The 21,615-nt window shown below is 64.0% G+C and carries 17 protein-coding genes; 10 read left to right on the top strand and 7 right to left on the bottom strand.

What is annotated here, in order from left to right; all coding sequences use genetic code 11:
- Position 1 precedes the first annotated feature (1 nt).
- A complete protein-coding gene (gene ftsY, locus Q0T48_RS11980; RefSeq protein ID WP_295956619.1) occupies positions 2 to 1,063 on the top strand; it encodes a signal recognition particle-docking protein FtsY in 1,062 nt (353 codons plus the stop codon).
- Between the two features lie 17 nt (positions 1,064 to 1,080).
- Here the strand turns inward: ftsY and Q0T48_RS11975 are convergent, their stop codons facing one another.
- Positions 1,081 to 1,833, bottom strand: coding sequence for a hypothetical protein (locus Q0T48_RS11975; protein ID WP_295956617.1), 753 nt, complete (start codon positions 1,831 to 1,833; stop codon positions 1,081 to 1,083).
- Between the two features lie 91 nt (positions 1,834 to 1,924).
- Between Q0T48_RS11975 and Q0T48_RS11970 the strand changes: the two genes are divergently transcribed.
- Both Q0T48_RS11970 and Q0T48_RS11965 read left to right on the top strand, forming a co-directional pair.
- Positions 1,925 to 2,605, top strand: a complete 681-nt coding sequence (locus Q0T48_RS11970; RefSeq protein ID WP_295956615.1) for a dienelactone hydrolase family protein — start codon at positions 1,925 to 1,927, stop codon at positions 2,603 to 2,605.
- Positions 2,602 to 3,858 carry an Hsp70 family protein gene (locus Q0T48_RS11965; RefSeq protein WP_295956613.1) on the top strand — a complete coding sequence of 419 codons (1,257 nt, stop codon included), beginning with the start codon at positions 2,602 to 2,604 and terminating at the stop codon, positions 3,856 to 3,858. Before Q0T48_RS11970 ends, Q0T48_RS11965 begins: the two co-directional genes overlap by 4 nt.
- Positions 3,859 to 3,943: 85 nt before the next feature.
- Here Q0T48_RS11965 and Q0T48_RS11960 read toward each other — a convergent pair whose 3' ends face one another.
- From Q0T48_RS11960 to glmU, 3 genes are read right to left on the bottom strand one after another with little or no spacing between them, the layout of a single operon-like run.
- Positions 3,944 to 4,522: a hypothetical protein gene (locus tag Q0T48_RS11960; protein WP_295956611.1), complete on the bottom strand. Its 579-nt coding sequence runs from the start codon at positions 4,520 to 4,522 to the stop codon at positions 3,944 to 3,946.
- Between the two features lie 57 nt (positions 4,523 to 4,579).
- The gene (locus Q0T48_RS11955) at positions 4,580 to 5,323 is read right to left on the bottom strand and encodes an ATP-binding protein (RefSeq protein WP_295956609.1); all 744 of its coding nucleotides are present in this window, start codon (positions 5,321 to 5,323) and stop codon (positions 4,580 to 4,582) included.
- Positions 5,320 to 6,726, bottom strand: a complete 1,407-nt coding sequence (glmU, locus tag Q0T48_RS11950) for a bifunctional UDP-N-acetylglucosamine diphosphorylase/glucosamine-1-phosphate N-acetyltransferase GlmU (protein WP_295956607.1) — start codon at positions 6,724 to 6,726, stop codon at positions 5,320 to 5,322. The genes Q0T48_RS11955 and glmU overlap by 4 nt, the downstream gene beginning before the upstream one ends.
- A gap of 34 nt (positions 6,727 to 6,760) precedes the next feature.
- On the opposite strand from glmU, the gene Q0T48_RS11945 reads away from it, so the two are divergent.
- The gene (locus tag Q0T48_RS11945) at positions 6,761 to 7,603 is read left to right on the top strand and encodes a DUF6279 family lipoprotein (protein WP_295956605.1); all 843 of its coding nucleotides are present in this window, start codon (positions 6,761 to 6,763) and stop codon (positions 7,601 to 7,603) included.
- 61 nt (positions 7,604 to 7,664) lie between these two features.
- On the opposite strand, the gene Q0T48_RS11940 is transcribed toward Q0T48_RS11945, so the two are convergent.
- A complete protein-coding gene (locus Q0T48_RS11940) occupies positions 7,665 to 9,992 on the bottom strand; it encodes a hypothetical protein (protein WP_295956603.1) in 2,328 nt (775 codons plus the stop codon).
- A 134-nt stretch (positions 9,993 to 10,126) separates the two neighbouring features.
- Entirely contained in the window at positions 10,127 to 11,308 is a 1,182-nt protein-coding gene (locus tag Q0T48_RS11935) for a helix-turn-helix transcriptional regulator (RefSeq protein WP_295956601.1), read from the bottom strand.
- A gap of 236 nt (positions 11,309 to 11,544) precedes the next feature.
- On the opposite strand from Q0T48_RS11935, the gene Q0T48_RS11930 reads away from it, so the two are divergent.
- Together Q0T48_RS11930 and Q0T48_RS11925 are read left to right on the top strand one after the other, a co-directional pair.
- Complete coding sequence (locus tag Q0T48_RS11930) at positions 11,545 to 12,213, top strand: helix-turn-helix transcriptional regulator (RefSeq protein ID WP_295956599.1); 669 nt, start codon at positions 11,545 to 11,547, stop codon at positions 12,211 to 12,213.
- A gap of 83 nt (positions 12,214 to 12,296) precedes the next feature.
- Positions 12,297 to 12,959, top strand: coding sequence for a cyclic nucleotide-binding domain-containing protein (locus tag Q0T48_RS11925; protein ID WP_295956597.1), 663 nt, complete (start codon positions 12,297 to 12,299; stop codon positions 12,957 to 12,959).
- Positions 12,960 to 13,155: 196 nt separating this feature from the next.
- Here Q0T48_RS11925 and Q0T48_RS11920 read toward each other — a convergent pair whose 3' ends face one another.
- Positions 13,156 to 13,683: a GNAT family N-acetyltransferase gene (locus Q0T48_RS11920; protein ID WP_295956596.1), complete on the bottom strand. Its 528-nt coding sequence runs from the start codon at positions 13,681 to 13,683 to the stop codon at positions 13,156 to 13,158.
- A 108-nt stretch (positions 13,684 to 13,791) separates the two neighbouring features.
- Here Q0T48_RS11920 and Q0T48_RS11915 point away from each other — a divergent pair, with 108 nt between their 5' ends.
- The 4 genes from Q0T48_RS11915 to Q0T48_RS11900 are packed head-to-tail and all read left to right on the top strand — an operon-like array spanning position 13,792 to position 21,497.
- Positions 13,792 to 14,094, top strand: coding sequence for a 2Fe-2S iron-sulfur cluster-binding protein (locus tag Q0T48_RS11915; protein WP_295956593.1), 303 nt, complete (start codon positions 13,792 to 13,794; stop codon positions 14,092 to 14,094).
- 16 nt (positions 14,095 to 14,110) lie between these two features.
- On the top strand, positions 14,111 to 18,220 hold the full coding sequence (locus Q0T48_RS11910; protein WP_295956591.1) for an AAA family ATPase: 4,110 nt from the start codon (positions 14,111 to 14,113) through the stop codon (positions 18,218 to 18,220).
- Positions 18,221 to 18,258: 38 nt separating this feature from the next.
- Positions 18,259 to 20,115 carry a hypothetical protein gene (locus tag Q0T48_RS11905; RefSeq protein ID WP_295956590.1) on the top strand — a complete coding sequence of 619 codons (1,857 nt, stop codon included), beginning with the start codon at positions 18,259 to 18,261 and terminating at the stop codon, positions 20,113 to 20,115.
- Positions 20,112 to 21,497, top strand: coding sequence for a hypothetical protein (locus Q0T48_RS11900; RefSeq protein ID WP_295956588.1), 1,386 nt, complete (start codon positions 20,112 to 20,114; stop codon positions 21,495 to 21,497). Before Q0T48_RS11905 ends, Q0T48_RS11900 begins: the two co-directional genes overlap by 4 nt.
- Positions 21,498 to 21,615 lie beyond the last annotated feature (118 nt).

Genomic DNA, 21,615 nt, shown 5'->3' with positions numbered 1-21,615 from the left:
AATGTTCAGCTTTTTCAAGAAAAAACCTCCTGTTCCCGAAATTGCAGCCCCCGCACCGGTCGTGGAAGCGCCCGCCACCGGCTGGCTGCGCAACCCGTTTGCCGCCAAACCCGTGGCCGCAGAAGTAACCGAAGCCCCAGAAGCGCCCGAAGTAGCCGAAACCCCGCGCGCGGGCTGGATGGACAAGCTCAAAAACGGCCTGCGCAAAACCGGCTCCAGCATCGCCACGGTGTTCACCGGCACGCAGATCGACGATGCGCTGTACGAGGAGCTGGAAGATGCCCTGCTGATGGCCGATACCGGCGTGAAGGCCACGCAATTTCTGCTGGCCGACCTGAAGCAGCGCGTCAAGGCCGCCAAGGCCACCGAGCCGCAGGCCGTCAAGGCGCTGCTGGTCGAGTCCATCACCGCCCTGCTCGCCCCGCTGGAAAAAGCCCTGGTGATCGGCCAGCACACGCCCACGGTGATCATGGTGACCGGCGTGAACGGCGCGGGTAAAACCACATCAATTGGCAAGCTCACGCGCCACCTGTCTGCATCAGGCGCTAGTGTTTTGCTAGCTGCGGCCGACACCTTCCGCGCCGCTGCCCGCGAGCAGCTCAGTGTCTGGGCCGACCGCAACACGGTGGAAATTGTCAGCCAGGAAGGCGGCGACCCGGCCTCGGTAGCGTTTGATTCGGTCAGCGCCGGCAAGGCGCGCGGCAAGGACGTGGTGCTGGTGGATACCGCAGGCCGCCTGCCGACGCAGCTACACCTGATGGAAGAGCTGAAGAAGATCCGCCGCGTGGTCAACAAGGCCGATGCCAGCGCGCCGCACGAAGTGCTGCTGGTGATCGACGGCAACACCGGCCAGAACGCCGTGAGCCAGGTGAAGATTTTTGACGATGCCATCCAGCTCACCGGCCTGATCGTCACCAAGCTGGACGGCACGGCCAAGGGCGGTGTGCTGGCCGCAATTGCGCAAGAGCGGCCGATTCCGGTGTACTTCATTGGCGTGGGCGAACAGCTGGAAGATCTAGAGACCTTCAACGCGCGAGAATTCGCGCAGGCACTGCTGGCCTGAGCCCCCTACCTGCCAATTTAAGGCGCAGGCGGCGTACTGCGGCATGCGCCCGCAAACAGCAGTGCCCCATCCGACCCCAGTAGCCGCGCCCGGCTCGGCTGGCGGTCCACGATCCACTGGGCACCGCTGCCAAACAGCACCTCGCTGTCGCTCACAAACCCCGAACTCAGCCACTGCGTTTGCACCGCCACCGCATCGTCGCTGGCACTGTAGCGCACCTCGGCGTTGCGCCGTGTCTGCGTGCTGCCGTCGGCCTGCAGGTCGCACCACAGGCTACGCACGTCTGGCGGGCCGCCTTTTTCCAATAGCTCCTGAGCGATCTGGCGGGCGCGGCCCGGCTGGCTGGTGCTGCGGCAGGCAAATTCGGCCACCATCCAGCTGCCGTCCAGCATGTGCACCGGGTTGAACGCGAGGCTGTCGATGTCCAGCACCGTAGCGTGGCGCTGCAGCAAGGGAATTTCAGGCTTGATCGAACCCGAGGGCAAACTCGATGCCAGCGTGGCCAAGCGCAGCGGGCTCTGGCAGTCGGCCACGAACTCGGCGGTGCCCGACACCGGGCTGGGCTGGTGCAGATTGATCAAAAAGTAGCTCCCCGCCACATGGCGGCGGCCAATGATGGCCAGCGACATCGCGTCCACGCCCACCAGCACATCGTCAATGCGCTGCACAATCTGCATGTCTTTGCTGGCGGGGATGTCGGGCACAGCCCAGGCCACGCTACAAAAACCCAGGTAAAACGATAGCAACACGTGGCGATGAAATGGCAGCATGCGGGCGATTTTGCACGGGTTAACGCGACATCCTTAGAATCACGTTCCTCCCAAGACCGCAATACCAGGGTAAGCCCTCATTCCGACCACTATGACTACCCTTTTGCAACGCATCGAAATTGAAAGCGCTCCCCACCCCACCGCTGCCGTTATCTGGCTGCATGGCCTGGGGGCCAGTGGCGACGACTTCGCTGCCATCGTGCCCGAGCTGGACCTGACCGGCTGCGCGCCCATCCGCTTCGTCTTTCCCCACGCGCCGACCATGCCGGTCAGTGTCAACAACGGCTACGTGATGCCGGCCTGGTACGACATCAAGAATGCCGACCTGGTGCGCCAGGAAGACCCGGCCGGCATCCACGCCTCGGCCCGCGCCATCGAGGCGCTGGTGGCGCACGAGGTGGCCCGCGGCATTGCGCCCGAACACATCGTGCTGGCAGGCTTCTCGCAGGGCTGCGCCATGGCTCTGCACACGGGGCTGCGCCACAGCGCGCGGCTGGCGGGTATCATGGCCTTGTCAGGCTATTTGCCGCTGGCCGACACGCTGGCCACCGAGCGGCACCCGGCCAACTTCAAAACCCCCATCTTCATGGCCCACGGCACGGCCGACCCGGTGGTGCCGCTGACCCGTGCCGAGGCCTCGCGCCAGGCCTTGCTGGTCCAGGGCTATGCCGTGCAATGGCATACCTACCCGATGCCGCACAGCGTGCATCCCCAGGAGGTGGCCGACATCAGCGCGTTTTTGCAATCGGTGCTGGGAGCAAACAAGGGATGATGCTCGGTATTGATTTCGGCACCTCGAACACCGTAGCCGCGCTGGTGCGGGCCGACGGCAGCCTGGACACGATTGCGCTGGACGCGGGCAAGCCCACGCTGCCCACCGCGCTGTTCTTTTCGCACGAAGACCAGCACACCAGCTACGGCAGCGCCGCCATGCAGGCCTATCTAGCAGGCACCGAGGGGCGGCTGATGCGCTCCATCAAAAGCCTGCTGGGCAGCGGCCTGATGGACGAGAAAACCGTGGTCAACGGCCAACTGGTCAGCTTCACCGACATCCTGGGCATGTTCTTCAAAGAGCTGAAAAAACGCTCGGAAGCGCACCTGGGCCACGCGGTGCAGCACGCCATGCTGGGCCGCCCGGTGCATTTTGTGGACGGCGACGCACAGCGCGACGCGCTGGCCCAGGCCACGCTGGAGCAGGCAGCCCGCGCCGCGGGCTTTGACGAGGTGCAGTTCCAGCTGGAGCCGATTGCCGCGGCCTTCGACTTCGAGCGCCGTGTCACCCAGGACACCACCGTGCTGGTAGTGGATATTGGCGGCGGTACCTCCGACTTCACCGTGGTGCGCGTCGGCCCGGGCCGACAGGCCCTGGGCGACCGCAGCGGCGATATTCTGGCCACCACCGGTGTGCACATCGGCGGCACCGACTTTGACCAATTGCTGAACCTGCGCCACGCCATGCCACTGCTGGGCCTGGGGCATGTGGGTCCGAGCGGGCGCGAAGTGCCGTCGGGCGTGTTTTTTGATTTGAGCACCTGGCATTTGATCCACCAGTCGTACTCGCGCAAGAGCCTGGCCCAGGCCGTGGATTTGCGCGATGCCTACACCGACCGTGTAATGCACCAGCGCCTGCTACACGTACTGCAAGAGCGGGTGGGCCACCATATCCTGGCCAATGTGGAGACGTCCAAAATCGCCTGTTCGCTGTCCAACGCAGCGGCCACCATCGACCTGGATTGCATTGCCCGCGACCTGACCGCGCACCTCACGCCCGAGGGCCTGGCACAGGCGCTGCAGGCCCAGTTGGCCAGGGTGGTGCAGTGCGCACAGGAGTGTGTGGAATTGGCCGGGGTGGAACGGCCCGATGCCGTGTACCTGACCGGCGGCTCGTCGGCCCTGGCACCGCTGCAAACCGCGATGCAGGCCCTGTTTCCGCAGGCCCGCATGGTGGCCGGCGACCGCTTTGGCAGCGTGGCGGCAGGCCTGGCCTACGCGGGATCGGTAGCCATGGAAGCGGCCACCGCATAATTTTGAAAATTACATGCTAAATTAATAGCAGGATACGTAGACTTTATTTACGCATCCTGCTATTTTCAGCAGCTAATTTTTTCTATTATTTGATAGCAGGCTTGGCACCTGGAGCAGGCTGGGAAGACGGCGCGGGGGTTGCCGCATTGACACGCTTTTCAACCGACTGGCCCAGTGCCTTCAGCTTGGGCTCGACCTGGCCCTTGGTGTCGGCAACCACTTTGTCGACCAAGGCCTTTTGCAGGTCTGGCAACAGCAACGAGAACTTGCGCAGCACCGGAGATTCCAGCACCACGATAAGTTGGCGCAGTTCGTCTTCGGTGAACTTGCTATCCAGCAAGCTGCCGATTTCTGCAGGAGCCAGCTTGTTGGCGCGATCCGTCAACAGGGGCGTGACATCGTCCACATATTTCTTGATGTCGGTCTGGATGTCTTTGGCCAAAGCCTCGCGCTTTTCAGGCGGAACCCGAAACTGGATCACCGGGCCCACAGGCTGCATCAGTTGCATCAGCGGCTGCTGGGCCAGTTGGCGCACGGTCGCCTCGACCATGGGCTGTTGCAATTGCACGATCTTGTTGATCAACTCTTTTTTGGCCGGATTGGGCTCGGCATGCACCACCGCCGCGATGGACAGCAATGCAACGGCCAGGAATGTGTGTTTCATAGTCGGATCTCGTAGTTGAAAGAAGCCCAGCAGGGCTTTGCCGTTCATTATCACCAGCTAATGCATTGGCAAAGTAAACCGCAGCGTGCAGCCGCCGTCGACCACGCCCTGCGCCGCCATGCTGCCGTCGTGGCGATGCACGATCTGGCGCGCCAGGGCCAGGCCCACACCGGCGCCCTCGAAAGCCGACGTGGTGTGCAGGCGCTGGAACAGATCGAACATGTTGGCACTGCTGGCGGGGTTGAAGCCCACGCCGTTATCGCGCAGCCAAAACGTAATGCCGTCTGCCGCATGCTCCCAGCCCAGAGTGATCTGCGCTTGGGTCCGGGTCCGGGTGAACTTGAGGGCGTTGGACAGCGCGTATTCCCACACCTGGCGCAACAGCGCGGCATCGCCCTGCACTTCGGGCCAATCGGCGGGCAGTTGCCACTGGATGCTGCGGCCCACCGCGTCCGCCGCCAGCGCACGCTGTGCCTCGGCCACCAGTGCGGCCATGGACACGGCCGCCCTCTGCAACGGGATGCGCGACAGGCGCGACAGCTCCAGCAGTGCATCCACCATGCGGGCCATGCTGCGGGCCGATTGCTCCAGCGTGTCCAGGCAGGGCGCGGGGTCTTCGCCCTCGGCCAGCATCTCGCGTACCAGCGGGGCGTAGGCGGTGATGTGGCGCAGCGGGGCGCGCAGGTCGTGCGAGACGTTGCGCACAAAGTGCTCCAGCTCGGCCTGCAGGGCTATGTTGCGGGCCTCGCTCTGCTGCAAGCGCGCCTGCACATCGGCCAGGCGGATCTCCAGATCGCTCAAGGCTGGGCCTTTTTGACAGGGCGCTTCCAGCCGGTGATGGCCACCTGGCGGCCGCGGGCCACGCTCAGCACGCCGTCCGGCGCGTCTTTGGTGAGGGTCGATCCACCGCCCACCGTGCCGCCCGCGCCCACAGTAATGGGGGCCACCAGCACGCAGTTGCTGCCCACGTGCACGTCGTCGCCGATCACGGTGCGGTGCTTGTTGACGCCGTCGTAGTTGGCAGTGATGCTGCCCGCGCCAAAATTGACGCGCGCACCCACCGTGGCATCTCCCAGGTAGGCCAGATGGTTGGCCTTGGCGCCGGTGCCCAGGGTGGAGTTTTTGACTTCGACAAAGTTGCCAATGTGCACGTCGGCCCCCAGCACCGCACCAGGACGTAGGCGGGCAAACGGGCCGATACGCGCATCCGCACCCACCGTGACACCGGCTTTTTCGCCATCGATGTGGGTGAAGGGGTGGACGATGGCCCCCGCCGCGATGCTGGCGTTGGCGATGACGCAGTTGGCACCGATCTTCACGCCCTCGCCCAGCGTGACCGTGCCTTCAAACACGCAGTTCACGTCGATGGACACGTCTTGCCCGCAGACCAGGCTGCCGCGCACGTCCAGCCGCGCCGGGTCGGCCAGGCGCACGCCCTGCTCCATCAAGGCCACGGCCTGCTGGCGCTGGTAGGCGCGTTCCAGCTCGGCCAGTTGCACGGGGCTGTTGACACCAGCCACCTGTACCTCGTCGGTAATCTTGTGGGCCACCACCGGCACACCATCGGCCACAGCCATCTTGACGATGTCAGTCAGGTAGTACTCGGCCTGGGCGTTGCGGTTGTCCAGCCGGGCCAGCCAGGTGCGCAGGCGGGCGGCAGGCGCGGCCATGATGCCGCTGTAGATTTCGCGGATTTCGCGCTGCGCTTCGGTGGCATCCTTGTGCTCGACGATGGCCTGCACTGCGTCGCCGTTGCGCTCGATGCGACCATAGCCGGTGGGGTTGGGCAGCTCCAGGGTCAGCAGGGCCAGTTTGTCACCACCGCTGGCCGCCACCAACTGGCGCAAAGTAGCCACCTGGGTCAGGGGTACATCACCCGACAGCACCACCACCACACCCGCGTCGTCGGGTAAAAACGGCAGCGCTTGCTGCACTGCATGGCCAGTGCCCAGCTGCGGTTCCTGGCGTGCAAAATTTACAGAAAATTCGGCTCCATCGCAGATGTAGCCAGGGAGAGCTGCTTCTACTTCTGTAGCACCATGTCCGGTAATCACGACTACGTTGCGCGGCTGCAAACTACTGGCGGTGTCCACTACATGGGCCAACAATGCGCGCCCAGCCAGCGTGTGCAACACTTTGGGCAATTTGCTTTTCATGCGGGTACCTTTGCCCGCTGCCATGATGACCACATCGACTTCTGCCATAGCTTGCAACTTTTTAGTTAAATGGACTCGGATTATGGGACTGTTGCTGTTGCTAGGCGCGCTGCAGGCCTGCACCGGCATCAAGCTGGGTTACAACAACGGCGTGGATCTGGCCGCCTGGTGGCTGGATGGCCACATCGACTTCAACAAGGCCCAGTCGCAGCAGGTGCGCTACGACCTGGGCCAACTGCAGTTGCGCCACCGCCAGCAAGACCTGCCCGATTACGCCCAAACCCTGCGCCAAACCCAAACTCTGGTCGCCCACGACCTGAGCACCGAACAGGTCTGCAGTGTGGCCAATACCGTGCGCGGCTACATCGATGCCCTGCTGGTAGATGCCGAACCGGCCGCCACCACCTTGGTACAGAGCCTGACACCGGCACAAATCAGCTACCTGGAGCGCAAATACGCCAAAACCAATGCCGAATACCGTAGCGACTGGCTGGCATTGACCCCCACTGCAATGCACCAAAAGCGCTTTGATAAAGCCCTGGAACGCGCCGAAATGGTCTATGGCCGCATGGACACAGCGCAAAAAACCCTGGTTCGCCAGCAGGTGGAGCAGTCCCGTTTCGACCCGCAGCAGGTCCAGGCCGAGCGCCTGCGCCGCCAAACCGACACCCTGCAGACCCTGCGCCAACTGCAGCGCGACACCCCCACCGCGGCAGAGGCACGGGCTGCCGTGCATGGGCTGCTAGAGCGCTCCATGCACTCCCCCCAAGCCAGTTACCACAGCTATGCCGAAGCCCTGGCGCAGCAAGACTGCCAGGCCATTGCCTTGGTGCACAACAGCACCACGACCAAGCAGCGCGAGGCGGCAGTGCGCTGGCTGGCCGGGTACGAGCAGTCACTGCGGGAGCTGGCGGCACAGAGGTAAGAAAAAGTAAAAAGCCCCGCTGGGCCGAAACCTGCGGGGCAAAAGACAGTGCTTGGGCGACTTATTCTTCCGTGTAGCCCGAAAACACGCCGAGATCGCTCATGTTGCCGTTGTAGTTCCAAGTGCTCGAGGTCACCAGCCCGGTGTTGTAGTTCAAGCTGCCGCTGAAGTTCCAGGCGCTGGCCACCGCCATAGTGAAGCTGGTCAGGGTGGAGTCGGCGGACGACGGTGTGACGACCATGGTGCAGACCGTGGTCCACGCACCCAGGCTATTGTCAGAGCCGCTGCACTGCGCTGAGCCGTCAGCATGCACCGTGGCATACCAGTTGCCTGAACGGTTGCCGCTGTAGGTGCCCCGGTAATCACCCTGGTAGGACGCAGTGGTCAGCACCACGGGTACATTCGGGTCCAGCGCAGGCATGCCAAGTTGGGCCAATAGCGCGTTTGCTGCCACCAGGTTCAGGTTGGCACCGGCCCAGGCTTGCGGCTTGTCCTGGTAGGCCCAGTAGACATGCCCGCCGCGCTCCACATAGGCATCCACGTAGCCCAGCTGCGCATCCAGTGCAGGTAGGCCGCTGAAGGTCAGCACCCGTGCATCACCCAGGGTCTGGATGGCGTAGCTGCCCGTGCCTATCGGGTCGCAATTGCGGGCGCTACCGTTAAATCGCTCTTGGCAGGCGTAGTACTTGGCCACATTGCCCGCCGAAAACGAGGCGCGGATCTGGGTATTGCCGGTGTAGTAGGTGGTGGATTGGCCGTTTTGCAGGTTGTGCGGCGCATTACCGATCCGGCCTACCTGGATACTGGTTGCACTCCACCAGTCGTTGCGCGGCCCGCTGGACAAGGTGGTGCCATTCAGGCCGGGACGGGTGCCTGCACTTTGGATGCAAGGCGTACCGGTCATGGTGGCCACCACGGTGTCTAGGCTGGTGGCCGGAGTGGACGGCACATCCAGGTAGCAGGCGGATGTGGTGTCATTCACATCGGTTTTGCCTGCAGCCACCGCCATGGGGTACAGCTCGATGTATTCCCACGGCGAGGGCACATAGCTAACGGCTTTCGATAGAGCCGCACCGGCGGCATAGCCCACCCTGGCGCCCGCAGGAAAGGTCGCCGTGCCCAGCACGCTAGCGGCATTGGCCACATTGAAGTTGCTGTAGCCCAGTGCCTTTACCTGGTCCAGCAGGACCACCATGGTTTGGCCTTCCAGGCTGAGCCATGTGGTTTTGTAGTCCTCACCCAACTCTTTTCCATCGCAGTAGTTGTAAGGGCTGTGACCATTGGCTTGGGTGGCCGAGCTGGTGTTTTCAAAGTTGATGGGGCAACCGGTCCAGGCCGTGCCCGACCAATGCAGCTCGGAACCACTGCCTGGGTGCGAGCCAGCACCCCAACTGTAGGGCGCAGAGCCGCCACTGAGTGCGGTATGGACTTGGTGCCAATGGGTACTGCCGTCGGCTGCAGGGGTGTTTTGCGCTGCCGTCCAGGCATTGGCATTGGTGGTCCAGTTGGTGGCGCTGTTGAAGTTCAGATAGTTCAGGTGCGCACCAGCCACGCCCGGTGTGCCGGCCACAGCCGGCAGCACGTTGATGGCCACGGCTGTAACCACCGCAGCCGTCTGGATGCCCTTGTCGGCCACCAAGGCCGCCGCAGCGGTTTGCAGGCTGGCCTCGGTGGTCGCGCTGGGCAGTGCGGCAACGATAGCGCTCAGCAGGTCTTGCACCCGTTTTTGCACTACCGCATCCGACATGGGCTGGGTGATCTTGGTGGTGCCGTCTGGCAGCGTGGTGTTCACCGCGTTGGCGGCGGCCACCAACTGCGCCTGTTGCTGGGTGGTCAGCACCAGCATGCGCGCCAGAGCCGCAGGGTTGACGCTGCCGTCGGCAGGTTTGGCATCTATGGCCGTACCGGCGAAACTGGTAAATAAGGACGACGTAATGCCCGTTTGCAGCTTCACCTGTGCCTCGGCCGCATCCACGGTCTGGCCGGTTTGGGCTACGACGTTTTGTACCAGGGTGGTCAGCGCGGTGATCAGGGCCGATTTGCCTGCCGGGGTTTTCATGACAAAACCAGTGGGAATGGCCGTACCGCTGTCGGTGGCAGTCCCGGCCACCACCTCGGCCACCATCGGGTACTTGTCTTTATCAACCGTGGGCACGGTCACCACTGCCACACCGTTGATATTGGTGACGGCAAACGGCTCACCGGAGGAACAGGCTCCGTCCTGGTTGACGTCCTGGCACACCTTGGCCCCGACGATGGGGCCGTCGAGTACGGTCACGGATATGTCGGTGGTGGTAGACGCAACGGGGCTGCTGTCGCCATCGCCTCCACAGGCTGCCAAGGCGGCAATCGCGGCGCAGCTGAGCGCCAGTTTGAGCTGGGTTTTCATGGGGTCATCACTCCTGTCTGTGTGTTGTGGGGTTGAGCCGACCCGATATTCGGCCTGCACCATGCGCCCCGCATCACCCGTTCAGGTGAGAAACCCGGTCTGGCATCCCCCAAAATGGGGATGCACCACAGCACCTATCCAGCCGCTACCGTCAGCGCCATCAGCAGCTTCAAAAAGTCCGCCTGCCGGTGTGTGCCACTTTTGGCATAGGCCGCCTTGAGGTGGCTTTTGACCGTGTTGACCGACACGCCCAGTCGCAGCGCAATCTCCTCGGCGGTACCGCCTCGCAGCATTTGCTGGGCCGCACGGGCCTCGGCAGAGGTCAGCCCAAACAGCTCGCACAGCAGGGTCGGCGGCACTTTGCCCACCGCGGCCAGGTCGTATATGAATACGATGGCTTTGGGGGCGCTGTTTCCTACCGCCAGCGCAGAGGCCTGGCCCAGCGGCGCTGCGTGCACTACGCAAATGGGTTTGCCGTGGGCATCCGGCAGTAGCAGGGCATTCGAAAAATGGCCTGGCACAGCGGCCAAGGGCGACAAGGCATCGCCCAGGGTGCTTTGGAATTCAGCAGAGTACCTCTGCAAGCGCGGCACCAACGCCAGACGGTCACCGCCTTGCGCCGTACCACCTGTATGCAACACCAATATGTCTTGCGATTGCAACTGCCGCAGCGCGCTGCTGTTGCAAAACTCCACACCGCCACGCCCATTCAGCAACACCACGCCGCTGGACAGCCGGTCTAACGCGGCATGGGTCGCGGCTACTTGGAACTGGCTGTTACGCAGGTGGAACATCACTCCCAAAGCACGGGACACGTGGAGAATCAATCGCCGCAGCGTCTCTACCTGCATCGGCGCAAATGGTGCATCCCGCTCGGGACGGTACACCGTAATCACCGTAGGCACCTTGTGGGCATCGACCGCATCGAACACTACGCCCGCGCAGACACGGGCCACGTCCATAGGTTCAAATATTTCACGGTAAAACGCGGTACGCACCAGATCAGCATGGGGCACCAGTTCGTCTCCGTTCCAGGCTGCACCGTCCAGAAACAGGCCTCGGGAAAAGGCGGCAATGGCAAACGGATCGTCCTGCCGCACCTTGTTGGCCCAGCGCTCCACGACGATCGGCGGCAAGTCATACACAACGGCATAGCCGCCTTGTTCCGGGCTGTGCAGGGGCGTAAACATAGCGCTACGGGCCGCGTCACAGGCATCAGCGATACCCTTCAGGGCATCCGGCCAGTGCGAGGGTTCCAGTGCCGCATCGTAAATGCGGTGAACCAGCTCGTCATAGCGGGCAAAGTCGAGTGCCATGGAGTTCCCCTCTTCAACAGCGTTGCATGTGCCAATTGTTCACATGTACGCATCTGGCGCAAAGCCCAACCGTATTTTTGGTGCATACGTCACAAATTCCAGTGGTCTAAATACCAGCTCAAAAACGATCCAAATGTCTATGCTTCATGCCAGCCTTGCTGCAAATTGATCGTTTTTGTATCTCGTTGTTCCAGCCTGCATGTCGCAGGACCAGCAGGCACCCTTGGGAATCCGCCATGCTGAATATCGCTCCGTCCTCTTTCGCCGCCGATCCCATCAATTACATCAACGAATCCGAGCCATCCGACACTCTGGTGCTGATGCAGTGCGTACTGGAGCAAATGGACTACGGTCTGGCGCTGGTGCACATGGCCACCCGCCAGATCCGCTTTGCCAACCGCCTGGCGCACGACGCGCTAAACGGCCCCGGCAGCCTGCGCAGCGGCCTGTGCGCGGCAGACGGACGGCTCAATACGCTGCTGCGCACCGACACTCCGCAGTTGGAGCATGCCCTGCTGCGTGCCCAAACCGGGGTGCGGGCGCTGATCAGCCTGGGCGGTGAAGACTGCACCACCAGCGTGGCCCTGGTTCCCCTGAATGCGCCTGGCGCGGCACCCTATGCCCTGCTGGTGTTTGCCAAACAACAACTGTGCGACAGCTCGACCATGGCGTTGTTTGCCCGCGAGCGCGGCCTGACCAGTGCCGAAAGCAACGTGTTGGCCTCGGTGTGCAGCGGCATGCGGCCCACCGAAATCGCCACCCACCACGGCGTACAAATCTCCACCGTGCGCAGCCAGTTGCGCAGTATTCGCATCAAAACCCGTTGCGACACCATCCGCCAACTGGTAGAGACCGTGTCTATCCTGCCGCCCATGGCCCGGCATATGGCTGTTATACAGCATTAATCCGCCCCCCGATTGGTCGAAAATGTAAACACAATAAGAGAATGGCATAGACTGGATGCGCGCAATGTGCGTCCCTCTAAGCCATGCAGTCACCAATCAACGCCCTCACCCACGCTTTTTGTAACGACCCCGTGCAGCCCCAGTTGCTGCGCGAACTGGTGCCTTTGGGCGAATCACGCCGTTACCGCAAGGGCACGGTACTGATCCACGAGTCAGACCCCGGAGACACGCTGTTTGTGGTGGTGGAAGGCCGGGTCAAGGTGTACTGCACCGACGACTTTGACAAGGAAATGACCTTTGGCGTGATCGGCCCGGGCGACTATTTTGGCGAAATGGCGCTGGATGGTGGCCCGCGTTCGGCCAACGTGGTGACCCTGGAGCCCACTGTCTGCACCCTGCTGACGCGCACCACGCTATTGGAATTTATTGGTCGGCACCCCGAGTTTGCGCTGGACCTGCTGTCTAAAGTGATCCGCCGCGCCCGCATGGCCACCAACAGCGCCCGTAATTTGGCCTTTGTGGACGTGTACGGCCGCCTCAGCCAGTGCCTGCAGAACCTGGCCACGCCCCAGCCCGATGGCACCCAGCGCATCACCGAACGCATCACCCACCAGGAAATCGCCAGCCGCACCGGCTGCAGTCGCGAAATGGTCAGCCGGATTCTGAAAGACCTGGAAAACGGCGGCTATGTGCAAATCGAGAAACGCCAGATCGTCTTGGTGCAGCCCTTACCGGCCAGGTGGTAATATTTATAAAAAATAGGCCTCTAGCGTAGATACCACCTACACAAGTAGCTATTTTAAATATAGCAAACGCGACATCTCCATTTAGCCCAGAAGCACCCCTTCCAGAACAGCGCGGAACTGGCTTGGTCGGGCTGCCGCTGTTACCCCCAGTAAAGGCGTGGGCAAAAGACGCGTAGCGCTGCAGCCTGGAAGTAAATCAATCCAGCGCGCGTTTCAGGCGGATTTCTTCGATTTTGATGTCGCCCATGGGCACCGTCTTGGCGGTGTTGAGTTCACGTTTGAAGCCAGCCAGGTCAAAGAAGCGCAGCGCGCGCTCGTTGCGCAGCGGAATCCACACGGTCACGGTGGTGCAGCCTTCTTCTACCAAGGCTTCGCGGGCGGCATCCCACAGGGCCAAGCCGACACCTTTGTCCCAGTGGCTTTCCGCCACGTAGATCGACCAGATCTCACCGACGGTGTTCTTGGTGCCTTTGTCGCGCGAGCGGTCAAAACCGACAAAACCGACGATCTTGCTGCCGTCCAAAGCCACCTGCACCTGCGGGTCGCCGTACTCAATGGCATCGCGCCACATGCCCAGGCGCTTGGGGGCGGGCATGGTGTTGAGGTGCTCGTCGGGCACCAGGCCCTGGTAAGCAGACAGTGTGGCACTGACGTGCAGATCGGCAATCGCCTGGGCCTCTTTCAAGACAGCGGGGCGGACATCAACGGTAAAAGAACTGGTCATGGGAAAGTAGGGGCCTGAGACGAAAATATTCTGGGGGACGAGGATTGTCGCCGCAAAACACCACGGTATTGGCACCCCATAGGCCTCCGACTAAACTCGGCTTTACCTATGCAATACGAAACCGCCTGTTGTACAGCCCATAAAGCCCAGATCACCCCCGAGGAATCGCAGTTTGACGCCCCGCCCGATCTGCCTTTGCTGGTGGCGGCCGAGCATGCGGGTCGGCTGCTGGCCAGCTCGTGTCGCAACGGCACCTGCCGCACCTGCATCTGCCTGCTGGTCAGCGGCCAGGTGGCCTACCGCATTGCCTGGCCAGGCCTGAGCGCCGAAGAAAAAGCCGAGGGCTACATCCTGCCCTGCGTGGCCTACCCGGTGTCCGATGTGGTGATGCGCCTGTCCAGGCCCCTTTGACCTGGCCCCCTCCCGCATGGACCTGCTTGTGCACACCCCCGACACCCCGGCACTGACCCTCACGGTGCTGCTGGAGGACGCTGTGCTGTCCATGGCCCTGAGCGATGGGCGCGCCATCGGCCACATCGACCGCCTGGTGCTGCCCGGCGGCTGCCTGCACACTCTGCTGGCCGCGCCCCTGGACAGCCCGGTGGCGCTGGGCACCCGCATCACCACCCGGCTGTTCCCCGAAAAAATTCACCAGTTCCTCCAACGCAGCCCGCCGCGCAGTCTGTGCCTGCAACTGGGCGACAACCTGCTCGACATCCCCTGGGAAATGGCCTTTGATGGCAGCCACTACCTGGGCGAGAAGTTCCCAACCACCCGGCGCATCCTGTCCGATGCGGCACTACCGCCCAGCGTGCGCCCCGGGGCGCACCGCGAAACCCTGCGCGTGCTGCTGCTGCAAGGCCTGGGCAGCACACCGGCCCACAACGCCTGGGGTGCCGGGCTGGCCAGCCGCATCCAGACCATCGAAGGTCTGACCCTGACCCGCATGGAGGTGGAACACGCCCAGTCCCTGGACCGGACCACCCTGCTGCGCCTGGCCGCCGACCACGACGTGGTGCACTGCATCGGCCCGATGGCACCCGACTTGGCGGGAGGCGATGCCGTCCCCGGCGGCATACTTGGCTGGACCGATATCGCCCGCCAGTCCAGAACGACCCAGTTGCTGGTGTTCGATGCCGCCACCCCGGCGCAGGCCCCCAGCCCCTGGCTGCACATGGCCTGCCGCCGCGGTGCTCCAGTGCTGGTGCACGCTGGCCGCGGGGGTGCGCCGGGCCATCTGGACTTCCTGCAGCAGATGTACCGGGGTCTGGCCCAGGGCCTGCCGTTGGGCGAAGCCGTGCGCCAGGCCCGGGGCGAAAGCATTCTCCAGGCCCACCCGGCCGACACCGGTGCGCCGCCCTGGGCTGCGGCGCTGTATGGCGATGCGGCTCTGGTGCTGCGCCCCAGCGCCGACCGGCCCGGGCTGGACGACAACCTGCGCCAGGTCACCGCCATGGCCTGCGATTTGGTGGACTCCACCCAGCTGCTGGGCACCTGGGGGGCCGAACGCTACAGCGACATGCTCGACAGCTACCACGCCGCCTGCGCGGGCATCGTGGCGCGCTGGGGCGGGGTGTCCGACGACCCGCAGGGCGACGACGGCATCATGTGCTACTTCGGCGTGCCGCTGGCCTACGAGGATTCGGTGGCCCGGGCGCTGCGGGCCGGGCTGGAAATTCTGCAGGCCGTGGCCCAGCTGGGTGTACAGGTGCGCATCGGCGTGGTCACCGGGCATGTGGTGGTCAAGGCGGGCCAGCCGATTGGCGTGTCGCTGCACCTGGCCGCGCGCCTGCAGTCGATTGCCCGCCCCGGCACGCTGGTGGCCAGCGACTCCACCCGGCAGATCGCCCGGGACAAGTTCGTCTTCGAACGGCTCACCAACCTGCCCCAGCTCAAAGGCTTCCCGCTGGCCACCAGTGCCTACCAGGTGCTGGGCGAGGTGCGTGAACATAGCATCCGTGCGGCCGATGCCAGCCCCCAGCGCACGCCGTTTGTGGGCCGTGACACCGAGCTGCAACTGATGGAATCGCACTGGTCGGCAGTGCAAACCAGCGGCTTGCGCACGGTGCTGGTATCGGGCGAAGCGGGCATGGGCAAGTCGCGCCTGACCAGCGAATTCCGCCGCGCGCTGGGTGCCCGCGGCCACCGCACCATCGAATGCCGCTGCACCCCCGAGCATGCCCACAGCGCCTTCCACCCGCTGATCTACCTGCTGCGCCGCCGCCTGCGCCTGTTTGAAGACGACAGCACCGAAGCCAAGCTGGCCCGCATCCGCGCCCGCATGCCCCATACCCTGCCCGAGAGCGACCTGGTCCTGGTGGCCGGGCTGCTGTCGGTGCCGACCGAAGGCCATCTGCCACCCCTGCCGCTGTCGCCGGAAAAACAGCGCCAACGCACCCTGGATGTGCTGGCGGCCTGGCTGGTGTTTGAGGCCCGCAGCGGCCCGGTGTGCCTGGTGGTAGAAGACCTGCAGTGGATCGACCCGTCCACCCGCGAATGCGTGCACCGCATGATCACCGAGGGCGCGCAGGCCCCGCTGCTGATCGTGCTGACCCTGCGCTCCGAGCTGCCGCCGCCGCACGACCCTGGCTTTACCGTGTTCGAAGTGCCGCTCAAAGGCCTGTCGGCAGCCAGCACCCGGGCCATGATTCTGAGCGCCTGCGGCCCCAACGCCGTACCCGGCGACATGGTGCAGCTGCTGGCCGACAAGGCCGACGGAGTGCCGCTGTTCATCGAGGAATCGGCCCGCATGCTGATGGACTTGGGCGTGCAACCCGACAGCTTGGACGCCACCCTGGCCGCCCGCTTCACCGTGCCCACCACCATCCAAGACCTGTTGATGGCGCGGCTGGACCGCTTGGCCAGTGCCAAGCAGGTGGCCCAGGTGGGGGCCACCATGGGGCGCGAATTCTCGCTGTCGCTGCTGCAGGCCGTGCTGTCCCACGAAACCTCACCCATTGGCCTGAACCACCTGAACGCCCAATTGGCGGCCCTGGTGCGCTCGGGGCTGGTGGTGGAAAAAGGTGACACGATCAGCCCGCGCTATTTCTTCAAGCACGCGCTGGTGCGCGACGCGGCCTACGAATCGCTGTGGGAGCGCGACCGCAAGCGCCTGCACCGCACCATCGCCAACGTGGTGCGCGAGCAGTTCCCCGATGTGGCGCAAAGCCAGCCCGAGCTGCTGGCCTACCACTTTGCCCAGTCGGGCAACGATGCCCAGGCGCTGGAATACTGGGAGCGCGCCGCCCGCCGCGCCGCCAGCCGCTGGGCCCATGTCGAGGCCATCAGCCACCTGCGCAGCGGGCTGGCACTGCTGGCGCGGCTACCCCCGGTGTCGGAGCGCGACCGCACCGAGCTGCGCATGCAACTGATGCTGGCCGGGCAGCTCATCACGACCCACGGCTACGGTGCCGACCCGGTGGGCCACGCCTACGAGCGCGCCGCCGAACTCTGCCAGCGCGCAGGCGACGAAGCCGCGCAAATGAAAACCCTGCTCGGGCTGGAGGGCTACCACTTCATGCGGGCCGACTTTGCCCGCGCCCACGTCATCGCCCGCCAGGCCGCCGCGGTGCTGGCCGATTCGGCCGACCCGATGCGCAAGATCCAGCTGCAATGGGCGGTGGGCAACATCCTGTTCCACCAGGGCGAATTTGTGGAAACCGTGGCCCACCTGGATGCCTGCCTGGCCTTGTACGACCAGTTGCAGCACCACCCCCGCATGGTGCAAGACCCGGGCGTGATGTGCCTGTGCTATTCGGCCTGGGCGCTGTGGGAGATCGGCCTGGCCGACCAGGCCCTGGAGCGCGCACACAAGGTGGTGGCCATGGCCGAGCAACTCGACCACAAATTCAGCATGGCCGAGGCCTACGCGTTTTGCGCCTCGGTGCACCTCTTCCGCGGCGAGCATGCCGAGGCACTGCGCTGCGCCACGCGCTCGCGCGATATCTGCACCGAGGGCGGTTTTGCGGTGTGGCTGTCGTATGCCCAGTTGCTGCATGGCCGCCTGGTGGCCGAGCTGGGTGACCCGGAGGCCGGGGTGGCCGAGATGCGCCAGGCCTACGCCCAGTGGATCGCCACCGGGGCCATCGTCACCCGCCCGCTGTACCTGGCCATGCAGGCCGAGGGTCTGGCCCTGGCCGGACGGCCGGACGAAGGCCTGGCCCTGCTGGCCGAAGCCTTTGACCTGGTCTGCCACTACCAGGAGCACTACCACGAGGCCGAAGTGCGCCGCCTCACCGGCAAACTCATCCTGCAGTCCGCCCGCCTGCACGGCGTGGACCGGCAGCAGGAAGCCCAGCAGTGGCTGCAGGGCGCGCTGGAATTTGCCCACAAGCACCGGCACACCGCCGCCGCCCTGCGTAGCGCCACCAGCCTGGCCCGCCTGTGGTCAACCCAGGGGCGCGATGCCGATGCCCAGCGCATCCTCAAAATTGAGTATGACGATGTAACAGAAGGTTACTACACTCGCGACGTGCAGGCCGCCGACGCTCTGCTGCAAGTCCTACAACACACCAGCAGCCTACCCACACCCGCTTGAAAACCTGGGGGCATGCTGGTCCATCCGATGGAGCCACCATGACCACCCCCCACCTGACCGCCCTGAAGGCGGCCCCCACCGGTGCCACCCACAACCACCAGCTCTTCAGCATCCTGTGCGACAACGCGCAGCGGACCCAGCTGTACCAGGAACTGTTGTCCCACCCCCAGGTACTGCCCTTCACCAGCCGGGCCGACACCAAGTTCCGTTCCACCGACGACGGCAACTCCGAATACCACCAAACCGTCTACCTGCTGACCCAGCGCCAGCACATCGAACAGGCACTGACCGACACCGCAGCTTTCAGCAATGCCCCCTACCTTGCGCTGGGCAGCGGTACCTTCATGCTGGGGCTGGACAAGGACCAGCCCAGCCCCGCCACCGACGAGCACCTGGCCCAACGCAAACTGGCCATGCAGGCCTTCCAATACAACGCGCCCACCATCGGCATGCTGTCCGCGGTGGCCTACCGGGCGGCCTCCACCCTGCCGCTCAAATCGCGCACCTTTGACCTGGCTCTGCTGGCCGAGCAGGCCGCGCTGCGCTTTGTGGGCTTTTTGTTTGGCTTCGCCCAATCAGACATCGCCCTGCTGGAGCGCACCACCCGCCTGGCCTACGCGGGCATGAGCTACCAGATGTTTGCCCGGCATTTTGTGACCTCGCCCGGCACCTTGGTAGAAACCTCGGGCGGCATGGGCGCACTGCTGATCCGGGTGGCCCAGCTCATCGACCAGTACCAAAACCCCATCAGCCGCGCCGACATCGACGCAGCCAAAACCATTGCCGGTGAATTGGCCGAACTGCAAAGCTTTGTGCCCGGCTTCGAACCGGTGCTACAACGCCTGGCCACAACCGCCGGGGGTTTTTCTGGCACCGAGCTGGCCGCCATCGTGGTCGGCTCCATTGCCGGCATCGTGGGCAACGTGCAGGCCAGTGTGTCGATTGCGCTGAGCCAATTTTTTACCCTGGGCTTGCTGGAAACCGCCAAGGCGGCCGCACAGGCACGTGCCGCCAACCCACGCGACCCCGCGCTGCAGCCGCTGGTGCTGGAAGCCCTGCGCCTGCAACCACCCGCGCCGTTCCTGCCGCGCAAGGTACTGCAAGCCAACCCCTTTGGTGATGCCGAAGGCATGCAGATTCCTGCCAACGCCATCGTCATCCTGGCCATCGGTGCGGCCACCCGCCAAGGTGTCAACGGCCCGCTGCACAGCTTCCGGCACGATGCCAGCACCGACGACCCGCTGATCTTCGGCGGACCACCCGATAACAACCCCGCCACCCGCTACCTGCACCAGTGCCTGGGCAAACACATCGCCCTGCCCCTTATCACCCAGGTAGTGCAGCAGGTGCTGCTCTTGCCCGGGCTGGACCGGGTACTGGACAGCCGCACCGCAGACATCGGCGTGCTGACCAAGCGCTGGGGCTTTAACTGCGAGAGTTTTCCGCTGCAATACACGGTGGACAAGGCCATCATCCAGCAGTCGCTCAACGTGGTCATGCCTATCAAAACGCCACTGTCCGAGCACGCCGAAATGGTGAAAAAAATCATCGCCTATGGCGCACCTCGCATCCAGCTGCGGCTGGACCAGTCGCGCCATGTGCACTTTGCCTGGTTCAGCCTGCAAAACAACGACAGCGAACTGGCCCTGCACACCGTGTTCGACGGCGACTTTGATGCCTACATCGAACACTTTGCACTGCACGTCGGCCCCTTGTTCGACCAGCTGCTGGAACACATCCAGAACGCACCGCCCCTGCCCGTGGCCGAGTTCCCCAAAGAGTTTGTGGACACCATCCGCCGCTACAACCAGGCCCCCGTGGGCGGCTATTTCTACAGCGCCTACCCGATGCGCACCGTTGACGACATCCAGCGCGCCACCAAAGGTATGCCATGACAGCCCCCAACCCCGCACACCTCCAGAACCTGGTGGTCAACGGCTTTGACACCCACTACACCCGGTATTTCCTGCTGCACATCGCCCAGGACGGTGCCGCGCGCCAGTTTGTGCGCAAACTGCTGGATGGCGGCTGGGTGGTCAACGCAGAAAACTCCCGCAACCAGGCCCTGACCCTGCTGCAACACCAGCGCTGCCCCGTCGGCATTGGCTTTACCTTTGCAGGCCTGCAGGCGATGGGGCTGCCCACACGCTACCTGCGCCTGTTCCAGAGCCGCGCCATCGCCTTTGCCGAAGGCGCAGCCCCGCGCGCCTCGCACCGCCTGGCCGACACCGGGCCCAGCGCCGTCGCGCAGTGGGAGCCGGCCTTTCAACCCAGCGCGGCCCACCTCTTTTTGACGCTCCACGCCGATGAACCGGCCGTGCTGGACCAGTGCAGCGCCGCCCTGCAAGCCATGGCAGGCCAGGCCTTTGCGCCCGAGGGCTGGGCCCAGCCCTTCGACGGTGCGCACCTGGGGCACAACAAAAAATCCCGGCGCGAGCACTTTGGCTTTTTGGACGGCATCACCAACCCCTTGATCGACGGCCTGCACCACCACACCCGTGGGCACGCCGACCTGAAGGTGACGCAAAAGCTGCAGCCACCGGGTGAATTCCTGCTGGGCTACGGCAACAGCGATGGCTATAACCGCTGGCTGATCGCTTCTGAGTCGGCGGAAGTACGGCAGTTTTTTGCCAATGGCAGCTTCTCGGCCTTTCGCAAAATGGCGCAGGACACGGTGGCGTTTGATGCCTTTGTGCACAGCCAGGCCAGCAGCGCCCTCCCGGCGGAAACCGTGCGCGCCAAGCTGCTGGGCCGCTGGCACGACGGCCAGGTCATTACACCAGAGCAATCCACGCCGCCCACCGGCCCCACACCCCGCACCCGCGCTGGCCTGAACGACTTCGACTTCAGCGCCGACCCGCAAGGCCTGGGTTGCCCGTTCGGCGCGCACATCCGCCGCATGAACCCGCGCGCAGACCCCGTGGTGCCGGTGCGCAAACGCCCGCTGATCCGGCGCGGCATCCCCTACACCACCCCCAACGAACGCGGTCTGCTCGGGCTGTTCTTCTGCGCCAGCCTGGAAGACCAGTTTGAACACCTGCTGGCCGAATGGGGCAACAAAAACCCGTTTGGCGTGCCCAACCCCAGCACCGCCAAAGACCCGATCGTTGGCAACCACGAAGACGGCGGCGGTGTGTTCGACATCCCCAGCGTCACCGGGCCGAACCCGCAGCTCCGCGGTTTCACGCCGTTTGTGACCACCAAGGGCACGCTGTACAGCTTCTTCCCAAGCTTGCCGACCCTGGGCATCCTGGCCGATGAAATAAGTACTAAATAAGCCTTTAGCGTATATTGTACTTTCACTAGTAGCTATTTTTTATATAGCAAGCATCCTCGCTGCTGCAAACCGGAGACGAAGCGGGTTTAATACTGCATCGCCATTTCACACCCGCTCA

Source organism: Rhodoferax sp., assembly GCF_025354435.1.
Classification (GTDB): Bacteria; Pseudomonadota; Gammaproteobacteria; order Burkholderiales; family Burkholderiaceae_C; genus Rhodoferax_B.
The sequence above is the reverse complement of the archived record's forward strand: the minus strand, read 5'-3'. Positions and strand labels throughout refer to the sequence as shown.